The sequence below is a fragment of the Reyranella sp. genome (assembly GCF_965249915.1).
Lineage (GTDB): Bacteria > Pseudomonadota > Alphaproteobacteria > Reyranellales > Reyranellaceae > Reyranella.
Genome location: NZ_OZ252257.1, coordinates 4828553 through 4844610, shown reverse-complemented (window position 1 = coordinate 4844610; position 16058 = coordinate 4828553). Strand labels below are relative to the sequence as shown.

General features: G+C 68.5%; 13 protein-coding genes. 11 read left to right on the top strand and 2 right to left on the bottom strand.

Translation table 11 applies throughout. The features are described 5' to 3' along the window. The first annotated feature begins 58 nt into the window (after nucleotides 1–58). Genes ACP15H_RS23830 through ACP15H_RS23800 form a run of 7 tightly spaced genes read left to right on the top strand, consistent with a single transcriptional unit; the run spans nucleotide 59 to nucleotide 6806 of the window. The gene (locus ACP15H_RS23830) at nucleotides 59–1045 is read left to right on the top strand and encodes a Bug family tripartite tricarboxylate transporter substrate binding protein (RefSeq protein ID WP_425068617.1); all 987 of its coding nucleotides are present in this window, start codon (nucleotides 59–61) and stop codon (nucleotides 1043–1045) included. Next, entirely contained in the window at nucleotides 1042–2277 is a 1236-nt protein-coding gene (locus ACP15H_RS23825) for a CaiB/BaiF CoA transferase family protein (RefSeq protein WP_425068616.1), read from the top strand. The genes ACP15H_RS23830 and ACP15H_RS23825 overlap by 4 nt, the downstream gene beginning before the upstream one ends. Beyond that, nucleotides 2274–3029 (top strand): enoyl-CoA hydratase/isomerase family protein, encoded by a 756-nt coding sequence (locus ACP15H_RS23820; protein ID WP_425068615.1) that lies wholly within the window; start codon nucleotides 2274–2276, stop codon nucleotides 3027–3029. Before ACP15H_RS23825 ends, ACP15H_RS23820 begins: the two co-directional genes overlap by 4 nt. A gap of 9 nt (nucleotides 3030–3038) precedes the next feature. After that, on the top strand, nucleotides 3039–3827 hold the full coding sequence (locus tag ACP15H_RS23815; RefSeq protein WP_425068614.1) for an enoyl-CoA hydratase/isomerase family protein: 789 nt from the start codon (nucleotides 3039–3041) through the stop codon (nucleotides 3825–3827). Nucleotide 3828: 1 nt separating this feature from the next. After that, on the top strand, nucleotides 3829–5013 hold the full coding sequence (locus ACP15H_RS23810; RefSeq protein ID WP_425068613.1) for a CaiB/BaiF CoA transferase family protein: 1185 nt from the start codon (nucleotides 3829–3831) through the stop codon (nucleotides 5011–5013). After that, complete coding sequence (locus tag ACP15H_RS23805; protein WP_425068612.1) at nucleotides 5010–5786, top strand: enoyl-CoA hydratase/isomerase family protein; 777 nt, start codon at nucleotides 5010–5012, stop codon at nucleotides 5784–5786. Before ACP15H_RS23810 ends, ACP15H_RS23805 begins: the two co-directional genes overlap by 4 nt. Before the next feature lie 33 nt (nucleotides 5787–5819). Continuing rightward, entirely contained in the window at nucleotides 5820–6806 is a 987-nt protein-coding gene (locus ACP15H_RS23800) for a Bug family tripartite tricarboxylate transporter substrate binding protein (RefSeq protein ID WP_425068611.1), read from the top strand. A gap of 3 nt (nucleotides 6807–6809) precedes the next feature. Here the strand turns inward: ACP15H_RS23800 and ACP15H_RS23795 are convergent, their stop codons facing one another. Then, complete coding sequence (locus tag ACP15H_RS23795; protein WP_425068610.1) at nucleotides 6810–7580, bottom strand: DUF1223 domain-containing protein; 771 nt, start codon at nucleotides 7578–7580, stop codon at nucleotides 6810–6812. Nucleotides 7581–7837: 257 nt separating this feature from the next. Between ACP15H_RS23795 and ACP15H_RS23790 the strand changes: the two genes are divergently transcribed. Genes ACP15H_RS23790 through ACP15H_RS23775 form a run of 4 tightly spaced genes read left to right on the top strand, consistent with a single transcriptional unit; the run spans nucleotide 7838 to nucleotide 11056 of the window. Beyond that, nucleotides 7838–8581: a metal ABC transporter ATP-binding protein gene (locus ACP15H_RS23790; RefSeq protein ID WP_425068609.1), complete on the top strand. Its 744-nt coding sequence runs from the start codon at nucleotides 7838–7840 to the stop codon at nucleotides 8579–8581. A 16-nt stretch (nucleotides 8582–8597) separates the two neighbouring features. Then, nucleotides 8598–9467, top strand: coding sequence for a metal ABC transporter permease (locus tag ACP15H_RS23785; protein ID WP_425068608.1), 870 nt, complete (start codon nucleotides 8598–8600; stop codon nucleotides 9465–9467). Between the two features lie 38 nt (nucleotides 9468–9505). After that, nucleotides 9506–10480: an alpha/beta fold hydrolase gene (locus tag ACP15H_RS23780; protein ID WP_425068607.1), complete on the top strand. Its 975-nt coding sequence runs from the start codon at nucleotides 9506–9508 to the stop codon at nucleotides 10478–10480. A gap of 12 nt (nucleotides 10481–10492) precedes the next feature. Further along, nucleotides 10493–11056: a hypothetical protein gene (locus ACP15H_RS23775; RefSeq protein ID WP_425068606.1), complete on the top strand. Its 564-nt coding sequence runs from the start codon at nucleotides 10493–10495 to the stop codon at nucleotides 11054–11056. Here ACP15H_RS23775 and ACP15H_RS23770 read toward each other — a convergent pair. Beyond that, nucleotides 11053–15876 (bottom strand): NAD-glutamate dehydrogenase, encoded by a 4824-nt coding sequence (locus ACP15H_RS23770; RefSeq protein WP_425068605.1) that lies wholly within the window; start codon nucleotides 15874–15876, stop codon nucleotides 11053–11055. The two genes, ACP15H_RS23775 and ACP15H_RS23770, sit on opposite strands and share 4 nt — an antisense overlap. Nucleotides 15877–16058: the final 182 nt, after the last annotated feature.

Genomic DNA, 16058 nt, shown 5'->3' with positions numbered 1-16058 from the left:
AAAAATATAATTCTCATATGATCGGACTCGGCGAATCCTTCCCTCGGAGGAAACGCAAATGAAAACGAGACGATTTGTGCTGGGCGCGCTGTCGGCGCTTGCCTGCACCGGATCGGCGCTTGCCGGAGCCCGGGCACAGACCCAGTCCTATCCCGACAAGCCGATCCGGCTGATCGTGCCGTTCACGCCCGGCGGCGTGACCGACAATATCGGCCGCGTGCTGGCCGAGCGCATGGGCCGCGAACTCGGGCAGAGCTTCATCATCGACAATCGCGCGGGCGCCAACGGCCGTATCGGCACCGACGCCGTCGCCAAGGCGGCACCCGATGGTTACACGCTGCTGCTGGGCGGCATCGGCGCGCTGACCATCCATCCGCACATGCTGAAGCTGCCGTACGATCCGGTGAACGACTTCGTGCCGATCAGCCTCGTCGCCACGAACGACGTCGTCATCGTCGTGAACCCGAAGCTGCCCGTGAAGACCCCCGCCGAACTCGTGGCCTACGTGAAGGCCAACGGAGCCAAGATGCAGTACGGCTCATCGGGCATTGGCGCGCCCACACATCTCGCGGCGGAACTCTTCAAGTCACGCGTGGGCTCCGCCATGGTGCACGTCCCTTACAAGGGCGATAGCGCCGCCGTCATGGACGTGGTCGCCGGCAACGTCGATCTCAGCTTCTCGACCGTTTCGGCCACCCTCTCGCTGATCCAGGCCGGCAAGCTCAGGGCGATCGCGATGACCGGCCTGCAGCGCTCGCAGAGTCTGCCCGACGTACCGACGCTCGACGAGACGGTGCTGAAGGGTTTCAACGCCGATACCTGGGTCGGCCTGTTCGCGCCCGCCCATACGCCCGATGCGATCATCAAGCGGCTCTACGAAGCCACCAGGGCCGCGCTGGCCGATCCCGAGGTTCGCCGAAAGCTGATCGCCGGCGGCAACAACATCGTCGGCAACGACACCGCCCAGTTCCGCGCCTTCCTCGATGCCGAATCGAAGAAGTGGGGCGACGTGATCCGCACCGGCAACATCAAGCTGGACGAATGATGGACGCCGGCGTGCGAGCGCTGGAGGGCGTGCGGGTCCTCGACCTGAGCCGCGTCCTGGCCGGTCCGTCGGCCGCGCAGACCCTGGCCGATCTCGGTGCCGAGGTGATCAAGATCGAACGGCCGGCGGTCGGCGACGACACGCGGCTGATGGGGCCGCACTTTCCCGGTGGGACGGGCGAGCTGGTCAACCGCTCGGCCTATTTCTGGGCGGCCAATCGCGGCAAGCGTTCGGTTGCCATCGATCTCGCCCATGCCGAGGGCGCCGATCTCGTACGCGGCCTCGTCGCCAGGGCCGACGTGCTGATCGAGAATTTCAAGGTCGGCACGCTCGAGCGCTACGGTCTCGGCTGGAGAGATCTCGCCGCGATCAATCCGCGGCTGGTCTATTGCTCGATCACCGGCTTCGGCCTGACCGGCCCCTATCGCAGCCGCGCCGGCTACGATTCGATCATCCAGGCGATGGGCGGCCTGATGAGCCTCACCGGCGAACCCGACGGCCAGCCGGGCGGCGGGCCGCAGCGCGCCGGGGTGCCGATGATCGACATCCTGAGCGGCCTCTACGCTTCGACCGCGATCCTGGCGGCACTGCGCCATCGCGACCGCAGCGGCATCGGCCAGCAGATCGACCTGTCGCTGCTCGACGTCATGGTCTCCTCGCTGTCCTATTTCGCGGTCGATCATCTGGCGTCCGGCCGGGTGCCGCAGCGCACCGGGTCGCGCAATCCGGTGACGCATCCCAGCGGCATCTATGCCTGCCGCGACGGTCGAATCATGATCATCGCCGGCAATGACGACCAGTTCCGGCGCCTGTGCGCCGTCCTCGAAATGCCGGGGCTGGCGGGCGATCCGCGCTTCGCCTCCTCGCCGCTGCGCGTCGCCAACCGCGCCGCCCTCGATGCGGTCGTCGAACCCGCCATCGCGCGGCGCACGGTCCTCGATTGCCTCGCCGCCTTCGAGGCGGCGGGCCTGCCGGCCGGCCCGATCAACGACGTCGGGCAGGTCTTCGCCGACCCGCAGGTGCAGGCGCGCGGCGCGGTGGTCCAGTTCGATGATCCCGACCTGGGTGACGTCGCCTGCCTCGCCTCGCCGATGCGGATGTCGCAGACGCCGGTCCGATACGACGGTCGTCCGGCACGGCTTGGCGAACATACCCGCGAGACCCTTTCAACTCTTCTTGGCCTCGGCGACGAGGCCATCGACGCGCTGCAGGCCAGGGGAGCTGTCGGATGAGCGAAGATTCCGTCCTCTACGAAATGCAAGGTCCGGTCGCGATCATCACCCTGAACCGGCCCGAGAAGCGCAACGTCGTGAACCTGGCGATGCGCGACGGTGTCCTGGCGGCCTGGAAGCGCTTCGAAGCCGACCCCGCGGCGCGGGTCGCGATCCTGACCGCCGCCGGCGACAAGGCCTTCTGCGCCGGCCGCGATCTCTCCGAGGCCGCGAGCGGCCATGGCCACGGTTTCATTCCGATCCTGCGCGACGAGGTGTCGGTCTCCAAGCCGGTGATCGCCGCGATCAACGGTGCGGCGCTGGGCGGCGGCTGCTTCATGGCGATCTCGTGCGACCTGTGCGTCGCGGCTGAGACCGCAAGCTTCGCGCTGACCGAGGTCCGCGTCGGACGCGCACCGATCTACGCCTTCTGGCTGAACGGCGTGATCCCGCAGAAGGTCGCGCTCGAAATGTCGATGACCGGCAATCCGATCACGGCGCGGCGCGCCTACGAACTCGGCCTGGTCAATCACGTCGTGCCCGACGCCTTCCTGATGGAGAAGGCGCTCGGCCTCGCGATGGATCTTTGCGCCGCTGCACCGCTCGCGGTGAGTGCCACCAAGGCGATGATCTACGAGACCGCCGGGCTCAAGCCCGAAGCCGCAATGGCGGTGGCACTGGAACGTTTCAAGCCGGTGTTCGAGAGCGACGACGCGGTGGAGGGCATGCGCGCCTTCCGCGAGAAGCGATTGCCGGTCTGGACGGGAAAATAGGAGAGAACGATGCCCCTGCTTTGCGAGAAACGCGGCCATGTGGCCATCCTGACCCTGAGCCGGCCCAAGGCGCGCAACGCCTGGGACGAGGACTTCAACGAAGGCCTCGAGGCGCGGCTCGGCGAACTCGAGCACGATCACGAGATCCGCTGCGTGATCCTGACCGGCGACGACAAGGGCGCCGCTTTCTCGGCCGGCGCCAACCTCGCCGACACCGAGACGCACACCGTGGACTCGCCTGCGGCCTTCATCAAAAGCATCCCGCACTGGCGCAAGTTCGTCGCCAACCTGTTGACCGACTTCCCCAAGCCGGTGATCGGCGCGGTCAACGGCTACGCGATCGGCATCGGCTGCATCGCCACCTATTGCTGCGATCTCATCGTGGCCTCGGAGCGCGCCGAATGGCGCCTGCCGCAGGTGCGACTCGGCATCATGCCGGCCTATGGTGGTGCGGTGCGCCTGTCGCGCTGGGTCGGCAAGGGCAACGCCATGAAGGCCGCGCTCGGCTATCCGATCGATGCCGCCGAGGCCTATCGCATCGGCCTGGCGCAGTGGCTGGTGCCGCACGCCGAGCTGATCGACCGTGCCCTCGAGGTCGCCGACGAGATCGCGGCCCTGCCGCCGCTCGCCGCGCGGCTGGCCAAGGAATCGCTGACCAAGGGCCTCGACATTCCCAACATCCAGGATGCTTCGGAAGTCGACGTCTATCGTTTCATGGCGCTCAGCCAGACCGAGGACTCCAAGGAAGCTCACAATGCCTGGCGCCAGAAGCGCAAGGCCACGGTGCGCGGCACCTGACATGACAGCCTTTACGGGCATCCGCGTCCTCGATCTCAGCCGCGTCCTCGCGGGGCCGTTCTGCGGCCAGATGCTCGCGGACTTCGGAGCCGATGTGATCAAGGTCGAGGATGTCGGCGGCGACGAGAACCGCAAGTGGGCGCCGGTGATCGACGGCCAGAGCGCCAACTTCCTCAGCGTCAACCGCGGCAAGCGCGGCATGACGCTCAATCTCAAGAGCCGGTCCGGCCAGGAGGTGCTGGCCGCGCTGGTGAGCAAGGCGGACGTGGTGATCGACAGCTTCCTGCCCGCAGTCGCCCGGCGACTGGGCGTCGACGACGCGACGCTGCGCGCGCTTCGGCCCGATCTCGTGCATGCGACCATCAGCGGCTACGGCCATGAGGGTCCGCTTGCCGACAAGCCGGGCTACGACCTGATGCTCCAGGCCTTCAGCGGCATGATGGCGATGACCGGCGAGCGCGACGGCGGCCCGGTCCGCGCCGGCGCCTCGTTCATCGACATGGCGACCGGATTGCTGGCCTTCTCGGGGATCGCCTCGGCACTCTATGCCCGGCAGGCCGGCAAGGCGGGCGGCCAGCATATCCGGGTATCTCTGATGGAAACGGCGATCGCGCTGCTCGGCTATCACGTGCCCGCCTACACGATGGCCGGCAAGTTGCCGCCGCGCGACGGTTCGGGCGTGTGGCACATCGTGCCCTACCAGGCCTTTGCCACGCGCGATGGTCACGTCCTGGCGGGCGCCACCAACGATGCGGCCTGGCAGCGCCTCTGCGCGGCGATCGGCGCGACGGCGCTTGCCGCCGATCCGGCGCTCGCCACCTCGGCGCTGCGCATCGAGAATCGCGACAGGGTGATCCCGGCGCTGGCCGCGATCTTCGCCACCCGGCCGACCGCCGACTGGGTCGCAGCGCTCGACGCCGCCAACGTGCCGTGCGCGCCGGTAAACGACATCTCGCAGACGCTGGCCCATCCGCAGATCGCGGCGATGAAGATGGTGCTCGATGTGGCCCGCCGCGATGGCGGTTCGATGCCGCTGGTCGGTGTGCCGCTCAACCTGTCGGCGACGCCGGCGGTGCCCGGTGGCGCCCCGCCGCTGCTCGGCGAACACACCGACGCCATCCTGCGCGGTGAACTTGGATTGGACGAGGCGCGCATCACGGCGCTGAGAGAAGAGGGAGCGATATGAGCGGCAGGATCGAACTCGAACGGCGGGCCGACGGCGTGGCCGTGCTCTGGATCGACAATCCCGAGCATCGCAACGCGCTGAACAATGCGCTGATCGACGCGCTGACCGGCCATTGCCGTGCTCTCGCCGCCGATCCGACCTGCCGGGTCCTCGTGATGCGCGGCCGCGGCGGCATCTTCTGCGCTGGGCGCGAGCTGCGCGACCTGCGGGCGTTGCAGGATGCGTCGAACGACACGATCGTGGCGACGTACGAAAAGCTGAAGGCGCTGAATGAGGCGGTGTGGTTCTGTCCCAAGCCGACCGTGGCCCTGATCGAGAAGTACGCCTTCGGCGCCGGCGCCACCCTGTCGAGCTGGTGCGACATTGCCCTGTCCGAGGAGGCGGCGCTGTTTGCCTATCCCGAGGTCCATCACGGGTTCCCGCCGTCGCCCGCGCTGATGGCGCTGTTCCTGGCGGTCGGCCGCAAGAAGGCGATGGAGCTGGTCCTGACGGGCCGCCGCATCGACGCGCTGGAAGCCGACCGGATCGGCCTGATCACGCGGGCTGTGCCGGCGGCCTCGCTCGAGGCCGAGCTCGACAAGCTGCTGGCCGGCCTGCTGCGCAGCGGCCCGGATGCCGTGGCGCGCACCAAGCAGTTCGTGTGGCACAGCGACGAGTCCGGCCATCGCGCCTCGATGGCGACGGCCGTGGATTCGATCAGCCTCGGGCTTGCCAGCCCGCAGGCTCGCGAAGGCATCGCGGCCTTCTTCGACAAGCGCGTTCCGAAATGGTGATGGCAACGACTGAAGAAAGACGGGAGGAACAAGATGAATAGACGCAAGCTTCTCATCGGCGCCGCCGCTCTCGGCGTGGGCGCATTGCAGGGCGCGAAAGCGGCCGTCGCGCAGGATACCTATCCTTCCAAGCCGATCCGGCTGGTGGTGCCGTTCCCGCCGGGCGGTCCGACCGACGTGTTCGGCCGCCGCTATGGCGAGCGCCTGTCGGCGCTGCTGGGCCAGCCGGTGGTGATCGAGAACAAGGCGGGGGCCGGTGGCACGATCGGCGCCGACCTCGTCGCGAAAGCGAAGCCCGACGGCTACACGATGCTGTTCGGCTCGTCCTCGACGCAGGTCACCAGCCCGCTGCTGATGCCGACGCCGCCCTATCATCCGGTGAAGGACTTCGTCCTGTTCATCGTGGGACGGGTGCCCATGGTGATCGCGGTGAACCCGGCGCTGCCGGCCAAGACGCTTCAGGAGCTGGTGGCGCTCCTCAAGGCGCATCCCGACAAGTATCGCTACAGCTCCTCGGGCATGGGCAGCATCAATCATCTGGGCGGTGAGCTGTTCAAGATGAAGGCCGGCAACCTCAGCGCCCTGCACGTGCCCTACAAGGGCAACAGTCCGGCCCTGCAGGCCTGCCTGTCGGGCGAGGTCGACTTCATGCTCGACACGTTCGGCACCTCGTTCAGCCACTACAAGTCGGGCAAGCTGCGCTATCTCGCGGTGTGCGATGAGAAGCGCTCGGCGCTGGCGCCCGAAGTGCCGACCACCGGCGAGTGCGGCCTGCCGGAGGTGCAGGTGCTGACGGTCAATCCGGTCGGGCTGCCGGCCGGCACGCCGCAGCCGGTCGTAACCGCCATCGCCGACGCCACGCGAAAGATCATGGCTGACGAGAAGCTGCTCGCCGACCTGCGCAGCATGTCGATCGATCCGGTGGGCGATGCCGATCCGGCGAAGTCGGCTGCCTATTTCACGAGTGAGATCGAGCGGTGGGAGCCCATCATCAAGGCGACCGGCGCCAAGATGGAGTAGCGCTCAGCCCGAGTAGGCGGGTTCCAGCTTGTTGCAGCCGATCATCGCGCCGTGGTCCGTCCACTGGACGAGGACGGCCACGCCTTGTGTGGCGCCGATGCGGTCGCCGGCGATCGTCCAGCTTTTCGCCGCGCCGTCCCAGTGATCGATCAGCTCGAGCTGCCGCACGACGTTGAAGTTCTCGATCATGCGGCCCTGGTTCTCTCCGCTCTTCACCGGCGTCGCGTGGCGGCGATCGTAGACCGCCAGGGTCACGTCGGCGGCGCGGCCGTCGAGCGGGAAGGCGTCCAGCCGCACGGTGAGCGGACTGCCGCTGGGCCGCGAAAGCTCGGGCGTTGCGCGGGCGGGCGAACGGGCCTGCGCCTTGGCCAGCAGCGCTTCTATGGGCGCCTTGTCGCGACCGGTGTCATGGCCGATGCCGTCGACCACCATCTCCGGCGTGTAGACATAGCGTTGCTTCAGCACGCGGGCATAGGCGCGCTGGCGTTCGGTGGTTTCGCGGGAGGCGAAGGGATCCCTCCACCCCATGTAGTCCCAATAGTCGACGTGAAAGGCGAGCGCGACGATGTCGGGCCGCATCGACAGGCGGCCGAGATAGGCGTCGGCCGGCGGGCAGGAACTGCAGCCCTGCGACGTGAAGAGCTCGACGGCCCAGGGCCCATCGCCCGGCGGCCGTGCGGACGACCGCCGTGGAACCGCAGCCGTCAGGCCGGCCGCGACGGCGGCGGCGCCGATCAGCACGGATCTGCGACTGGGAATTAAAGACATCGACATGGAGACAAGATGCGCGCGCCGCCCCGGCTCTGCCAATCAACAATCGGTCACCGACCGTTCACCGGCCGGTGACATCGGCCCCGCCGGGGCCCTTATGGACTCGCGAGGGGTAATATTATAACAATCCCTTCGAATGCAGAGACCGATCTCTCCCGGCACGACCTTGCTGGCCATGAGCGCCCCCGCCCGAATCGCGGGCGCGGTCGCCGTCGCGGCCGTGCTGTGGCTCTGCGCCTGGTGGGCGCTGTAGGTCCGCCATGAACGCCGCGCTGCGCCTGACCGACCTGACCGTGAGCTACGACCGTCACCCGGCGGTCCATCACGTGTCGGCGGAGATCCCGGCCGGCGAGATGACGGCCATCGTCGGTCCCAATGGGGCGGGCAAGAGCACGCTTCTCAAGGCGCTGATCGGTCTGGCGCCGCAAGTGGAAGGCCGCATCGAGTGCACGGCGAAGCGGATCGCCTATCTTCCCCAGCAGGCGGAGATCGATCGTTCCTTCCCGATCTCGGTGCTCGACACCGTCCTGATCGGCCGCTGGTCGCGATTCGGCGGCTTCGGCGCCGCGACATCGGCCGATTTGCACGATGCGCAACAGGCGATCGAGGCGGTCGGCCTCTCGGATTTCGAGCGCCGGCCGATCGACACGCTGTCGGTCGGCCAGTTCCAGCGCGTGCTGTTTGCGCGCCTGCTGCTGCAGGATGCCGATCTCGTGCTGCTCGACGAGCCGTTCGCCGCCATCGACAGCAAGACCGTGGCCGACCTGATGGTCGTGATCCGCCGCTGGCGGCAGGAGAAGCGCACCGTCGTCGCCGTGCTGCACGATTTCGACCAGGTCCGCCGCGACTTCCCGCACGCGCTTCTGCTGGCGCGCGAGCTGGTCGATGCCGGCCCGACGGCGCGTGTCCTGTCGTCGGAGAACCTGCTGCGGGCCCGCGCCATGGCCGAGGCCTGGGACGAGCAGGCCGGCACCTGCGACGTGCCGCTGCGACTCAGCGCCTGATCGAGCGTTTCGCGTCATGTTCTACGAGTATGTCATCGCGCCCTTCGCCGATTTCGGCTTCATGCGCCGCGCCCTGGTGGCGAGCCTCGCGCTGTCGGTCGGCGGTTCGGCGATCGGCGTGTTCCTGATCCTGCGCCGCATGAGCCTGATGGGCGACGCGCTGGCGCATTCGCTGCTGCCCGGCGCCGCCCTGGGGTTCCTGATCGGCGGCCTGTCGCTGCCGGCGATGAGCCTCGGCGGATTCATCGCCGGCGTCGCGACGGCGCTGCTCTCGGGAATCATCGCGCGCTTCTCCAGCATGCGCGAGGATGCAAGCTTTGCCGCCGCCTATCTGACGGCGATGGCGCTGGGTGTGCTGATCGTCTCCCTGCGCGGCTCGGCGGTCGATCTCATGAACATCCTGTTCGGCGCGATCCTCGCCGTCGACGAAGGCGCGCTGGTCCTCGTCGTGTCGACCGCGACCGTGACCCTGATCGGCCTCGCCGCGATCTATCGTCCGCTGGTCGTCGAATGCTTCAACCCGGGCTTCCTTGCCGCCATGGGCGTGCGCGGCTCGCTCTACCACTATCTCTTCCTGTCGCTCGCCGTGCTGAACATGGTGGCGGGCTTCCAGGCGCTGGGCACCCTGATGGCGCTCGGCCTCATCCTGCTGCCGGCCGTCGCATCGTCCTTCTGGGCGCGCGAAGTCTGGTCGATGAGCTTGGTCGCCGCGCCGATGGCCTTCACGTCGGCGGCCGTCGGCCTGCTCGTGTCGTTCCATGCCGGCCTGCCGTCGGGCCCGGTGATCGTGCTGTTCGCCAGCTTCTTCTTCCTGCTGTCGCTGCTCTTCGGGTCGCGCGCCTCGGTGCGCGCGCGCCTGTCACGGCCGGTTCACTTGCGCGGCTGAGGCGGCAGGCTAGGGTGACCTCCGCGGAGGAAACCAGAATGACCCACTCACCGGTGCCGGGCGTCACACTCAAGACGACGACCGCCAACAACATTCATATGCGCTATGCCGAGGCCGGTACCGGCCCGCTCGTGCTGTTCTGTCATGGCTGGCCGGAGAGCTGGTACTCTTGGCGTCATCAGCTCCGGGCGGTGAGCGAAGCGGGCTTCCGCGCCGTCGCGCCCGACATGCGCGGCTATGGCGGCACACAATCGCCCGAGCCGATCGACCAGTACACGCTCTTCCATCTCGTGGGCGACATGGCCGAGCTGGTGAAGGCACTGGGCGAAACCAAGGCGGTGATCGTGGGCCACGACTGGGGGGCGCCCGTCGCCTGGCATGCCGCCCTGTGGCGTCCCGATCTGTTCACCGCCGTCTCGGCCATGAGCGTGCCCTATGCGCCGCCGGGCTATGTCGACATCCTGTCGGCGCTGGAGAAGCTCGGCATCGACAACTTCTATCTGCAGTATTTCCAGAAGCCCGGCGTCGCCGAAGCCGAGCTGCAGCAGGACATTCGCGGCGCCTTGCGCAAGCTCTACTACACCGCAGGCGGCGAGATGACGGAGAAGGACAAGGGCTTTGGCCGCCTCACCGGCGGCTCGCTCCTGGCCAACACCGTCGATCCGGCAGAGCTGCCGGGCTGGCTCAGCGACGCCGACCTCGACTATTACGCCGGGGAGTTCGCGCGCGCGGGCTTCCGCGGCGGCCTCAACTGGTATCGCAACCTGCGGCGCAACTGGGAACTCAGCGGCCCGTGGCGCGGCCAGCCGATCCGTCAGCCCTCGCAGTTCATCGCCGGCAGCCGTGACGGCGTGCTGCGCTTCCCGGCCGCCAAGAGCCAGCTCGACGCCTATCCGACGACGCTACCGGGCCTGCGCGGCAGCCATATCCTCGAGGGCGCCGGCCACTGGGTGCAGCAGGAGCGCGCGGCCGAGGTAAACCGTCTGCTCGTCGAATTCCTGAAGAGCCTCTGAGAGGACATGGAAATGCGTGCTCCCCTTCGAGCCCTCGCGGCCTCCTGCCTGGCCCTTTCATTGCTGGCGGCCTGCGCCGCCCCTCCCGTCAGGCCGTCGGCGATGGTGCCCGACCTTGCGGGCCTCCCGGCCGGGCCGGCGCCCGCCTATCGGCAGTCGATCAGCGCCGCCCCCGTCGGCGGCGGCCCGGGTGCCTCGCCGGCCTGGACCGCCGCGATCGATACCGCCCAGTTCCAGGCCGCGCTCGGGAGCACGCTGCAGGCTGCCGGTCTCGGCGGCCTCGATGGTGGTCGCTTCCGCCTCGACGCCACGCTGGTGAAGCTCGAGAGGCCCTTTGCGGGCTACGGCATGACCGTCGAGGCCGTCGTGGCCTACCGGCTCACCGATACGGTCACGGGCGCCGTGGTCTACGACGCCACGCTCGCGACGCCCGGCACCGCGACGCTGGACGACGCGATCGACAACAACACACGGCTGGTCCTCGCCAATGAGCGTGCCGTGCAGGCCAACCTGCGCCGGCTGGTCGAGGCACTCTACGCGCTTCCCGACCGGCCGCTGGCTTCGCCGCGGCGCTAGACCAGGGTGCGCAATTCGGCGGTGGCGACCGACAGCATCGCGAGGTCGATCGCCCCGGCCGTGGCGAGATCCTCCTTCAGCAGCCGGTCCACCCGTTCGAGGGCGAGCTTTCGCGGCTCGCTCCAGGCGGCGAGAGCCGCGTCGGGATCGCAGTCGTTGTTGCCACCGGCGCGCAGGGCCGAGCGCAGCAGGTCGGCATGGAGCGCCGCCAGCTCGTCCTGCATCGCGAGCGCGGCCTGCGAGGGCCATAGACCCTCGCGCGGCAGTTTCTGCGCGGCATTGGCCAGCAAGGCCAGCGACAGCCGCTCGCCCAGGCGGAAATAGAGCCGGGCGGCACTGCCGATCGTGCAGCCATTGGCCTGGGCGGCCAAGGCGAGGTCGCCGGCGGCGGACAAGGCTTCGAGTGCGGCGGCGCGGCGGGCGAGAGCGGCCGGCGCACCCATCGCTTCGAGGGCGGCGGAGCGTTCGCCGAGCGCCGCGCTCTCGGCCTCGCCGATCAGATCCGAGGGCAGCTCGCCCAGCTCGGCGACGGCGCGGCCGAGCTGATCCGTTGCGGCCGTGGTGTCGAGAGGCTGCGGCAGGCGCCGCAGGACCCATTGCACGCCACGCAGCACGAAGCGTTGTGAGGCGATCAGCATCCGGATCTGGGCTGCGGCCTTGAGCGCCGGATCGAGGGCTTCGACGTCGGCCCACAGGTCGCGCAGCTTCCAGGCATCGCGCACGACGGTGAAAGCCTGGGCGATGGCGGCCGCCGAGGCGCCGGTCCGCTGCGCCACCGTGTGAACGAAAGTCGGGCCGCAACGATTGACCAGCGAGTTCACGACCTGCAGCGCGGTGATTTCGCGGCGCAGGCGATGACCTTGGAGCGCCGCCTGGTACTTCTCCTGCAGGGCCGCCGGGAAGTAACGCAGCAGTTCCTCTTGCAGGCGCGGATCATCGGGAAGGTCGGAGGCCAGGATCTCTTCGTTGAGGTCGATCTTGGCGTAGGCCAGCAGCACCGAGAGTTCGGGCCGCGTCAGCGGTTGGCGATTCTGGGCGCGCACCCGCATCGCGACGGTATCGGGCAGGAATTCGACGGCGCGGTCGAGCCGTCCCTTGCGTTCGAGCGCGCGCATGAAGCGCTCCAGCCGGTCGTGTTCCTCGGCGGCCTGGCCCTCGGCGACGCTGACCGCCTGGCTCTGCTGGTAGTTGTTGCGCAGGACCAGGCTCGCCACTTCGTCGGTCATGGAGAAGAGCAGCGGATTGCGGGCGTCGGCCGTGAGCGCGCCGCTCGCGATGGCGCCGCCCGTCGCGATCTTGATGTTGACCTCATGGTCGGACGTGTCGACGCCCGCCGAATTGTCGATCGCGTCGGTGTTGATCTTGCGCCCCGCGAGCGCGGCCTCGACCCGGCCGCGCTGGGTGAATCCGAGATTGGCGCCCTCGCCGATCACGCGCGCGCGCAATTGGCCGGCGTCGACGCGCACCGCGTCGTTGGCGCGGTCGCCGGCATCGCCGTTGCCCTCGCTCGACGCCTTCACGTAGGTGCCGATGCCGCCGAAATAGAGCAGGTCGACCGGCGCCGTCAGGATGGCGCGCAGCAGATCGAGGGGCGCCAGGGTCGGCGTCTCGATGCCCAGGACCGCGCGCGCTTCGGGCGACAAAGTCAGGGACTTCGCGGCGCGATCGAAGATCGCCCCGCCCGCCGACAGCAGGCTCCTATCGTAATCCATCCACGAGGAGCGCGGCAGCGCAAACAGCCGTTGCCGCTCGGCGAGGCTGGTGGCGGGATCGGGCGAGGGATCGATGAAGATGTGGCGATGGTCGAAGGCCGCCACCAGCTTGATGTGCGGCGACAGCAGCATGCCGTTGCCGAACACGTCGCCCGACATGTCGCCAACGCCCGCGACCGTGAACGGCGTTTCCTGGATGTCCTGGCCCAGCTCGCGGAAGTGACGCTTCACAGACTCCCACGCGCCGCGCGCGGTGATGCCCATCTTCTTGTGGTCGTAGCCGGCCGAGCCGCCCGAGGCGAAAGCGTCGTCGAGCCAGAAGCCGTAGTCGCGGGCCAGCGCATTGGCGATGTCGGAGAAGGTGGCGGTGCCCTTGTCGGCGGCGACCACGAGATAGGGATCGTCCGCGTCGTGGCGGACGACATCGGCGGGCGCCACGATCGCACCACCGGAGTAATTGTCGGTGATGTCGAGCAGGCCGCGGATCAGGGTCTGATAGCAGGCGATACCTTCCGCCTGGATCTGCTCGCGCGTACCCCCGGTCGGGGCCTGCTTCACGTAGAAGCCGCCCTTGGAGCCGACCGGCACGATGACGGCGTTCTTCACCATCTGGGTCTTCATCAGGCCCAGGACCTCGGTGCGGAAATCCTCCCGCCGGTCGGACCAGCGGATGCCGCCGCGGGCCACCCGTCCGCCGCGCAGGTGGATGCCTTCCATGCGCGGGCTGTAGACGAAGATCTCGACCAGAGGCCGCGGTGCCGGCAGCTCGTCGATGGCGCGGCTGTCGATCTTGAGGGAGATCCAGTCCTTCGATCCCCCGGCCTGCCAGTAGTTGGTGCGCAGCGTGCAGAGCACGGCATTGTGGAAGCGCCGCAGGATGCGGTCTTCGTCCAGCGTGGTGACGGCTTCGAGGGCGGCCCCGATTTCCGTTTCGATCGCTGCGATCTTCGCCGTGCGAACCTCGGAGGCCGCCTCGCCCAGCGCCGGATCGAAGCGCGCCACGAACAGGTCGACCAGCAGGCGCGCCACCTTGGGGTAGGTTGCCAGCGCGCGTTCCATGTAGTCCTGGCTGAACGCAATGCCGGCCTGCCGGAGATATTTGGCGTAGGCGCGCACGATGGCGATCTCGCGCCAGGCGAGACCGGCGCCCAGCACCAGCCTGTTCAGCCCGTCATTCTCGAGCGCACCCGTGCGCAACTTCTCGATCGCCTCGATGAAACGGGGGCCTGCGACGTCGAGATCGACGGCCGACTTGTCCGCGGTCTCGACCCTCAGCACCTGCATGGCAACACCATGCGTCTGCTCGTCACCGCCCTCCTTGCGCAGCAGGAAGGGCACCTCGCTGATCACGCGCAGGCCGAGATTCTCGGCGAGCGGCAGGATGTCGGACAGCGCCACGGGCTTGCGCGGATGGAACAGGCGCAGCGCGAAGCGGTGCGCCGGCATGCCGGTGCGGCGGCCAACCTGGACGCCGAACTCGGCGCCGTCGACGAACCTCTGGAGCTGCCCGATATCGGTCGCGGCCTGGATCGAATCGAAGGTCTCGCGATAGACGAGGGGGAACCAGTCGCGCCAGCGCCGCGCGGCGGCTCGGCCCTCCGCTTCGCCGAGTTGGGCCTGCAGGGTGGCGCGCAGCCGGTCGCTCCAGGACGTCGCGGCGTCGGCCAGGCTGCTCTCGAGCGCGGCGAGATCGGGTCCGGCCTGCTCGGGCGCGTGCAGCTTCAGCGTATAGAGCGACTGGACCAGGGCGGAATCGCTGCTGCCCGACGCGACGACCGACGTCACCTTTCCGTTCCAGGCTTTCTCCAGCATCGCGGCGAAACGCTGCGAGAGCGCCGCATCGAAGCGTTCGCTCGGGGCAAAGACCAGCGCGGTGGCGAAGCGACCGACCGTGTCGAGCCGGGTGAACAGGGCCACGCGCCGGCGCTCCTGCAGCTGCAGGATGCCCAGCACATGGTCGTAGAGCGTGTCCTCGTCGATCTGGAACAGCTCGTCGCGCGGATAGGAATCGAGGATCGCCAGCAGGGCCTTGCCGTCATGGCCGTGGCGGTCGAATCCCGAACGGCGCAGCAGCGTCTCGACGCGGCCGCGCAGCAGCGGCACGTCGTGTACCGCCGCGTGATAGGCGGCGGAGGTGAACAGGCCGACGAGGCGATGTTCGCCGGTGACCCTTCCGTCCGCGTCGCAGGTCTTCACGATCACGCAGTCCATCGCGCCGATGCGGTGAACCAGCGACGGGCGGTCGGTCTTCACGATCAGGATGTTGTGCGGCCCTTGCGCGAAACGCGCCATGGCCTCGCCGTTGCCCACGCCGGGCTCAAACAGACGCACCTCGTCGCGGCGCAGGATGCCCAGCGCCGATCCGGGCACCAGCTCGTAACGCAGGCCGCCGGGCTGGCTCGCATCCTCGACGTAGCGGTAGCGGCGGTGGCCGAGGAAGGTGAAATGGTTGGCCTCGAGCCAGCGCAGGAAGTCTTCGTACTCGGCGAGGTTCGCGGCGCGGCCGAGGGCCAGGTCGGCGATGGCGTCGAGGCAGGCACGGCGCATCGCCCGCCAGTCTTCGACCGCCAGCCGCACCTCGGCCAGCACGCGCGTGAGCGCGGCGGCCATCTCGTCCAGCAGCCCGGGATCGGCCTGGCGATCGATCTCGATGTGCATCATCGATTCGGAGCGCGCGCGTTCGCCGGCCTCGAGCGCGATTCCCACCAGGTCGCCGTCGAGGTCGCGGCGTGCCGCCATCACCGGATGGGCGAGCAGATGGACGGCGATTTCGCGGCGATTGAATTCGTTGGCGATGGAATCGACCAGGAACGGCATGTCGTCGTTCACGATCTGCACGATCGTGTGGCGACTCTCGAATCCATGGTCGGCGAGGGAGGGATTGAAGACGCGGACCTTGGCGACGCCGGGCAGGCGCCGACGGGCGAAGGCCAGCAGGGACATCGCGGCCGCGGCCCGCTGGTCGACCGGCGCGGCGGCGAGGTCCTTGTCCGACAGCCGGCCAAACAGCCTGCGTGCAAATTGTGCAGAATCCTCGCCCCCGGCCTGGAGGGCGGCAGCGCAGATGGCGTCCAATCCATAGACGCGTGGCACCGAAGCGGTGACCATATTTTGTGCATTCCTCCGCAAAACCGGGGGCGATGTTACGCCCGACCGTGACATTCTGACGACGGACTCTTGGCGACGCCGAGAATGCCCATCGTATCTCGCCTTTCCCGGCTTGGCCCCGAGAGGTTGAGCCGATTCACTGCGGTTTCTGTCCAAGGGCCACGGAATCCGCGGGAAAGCGC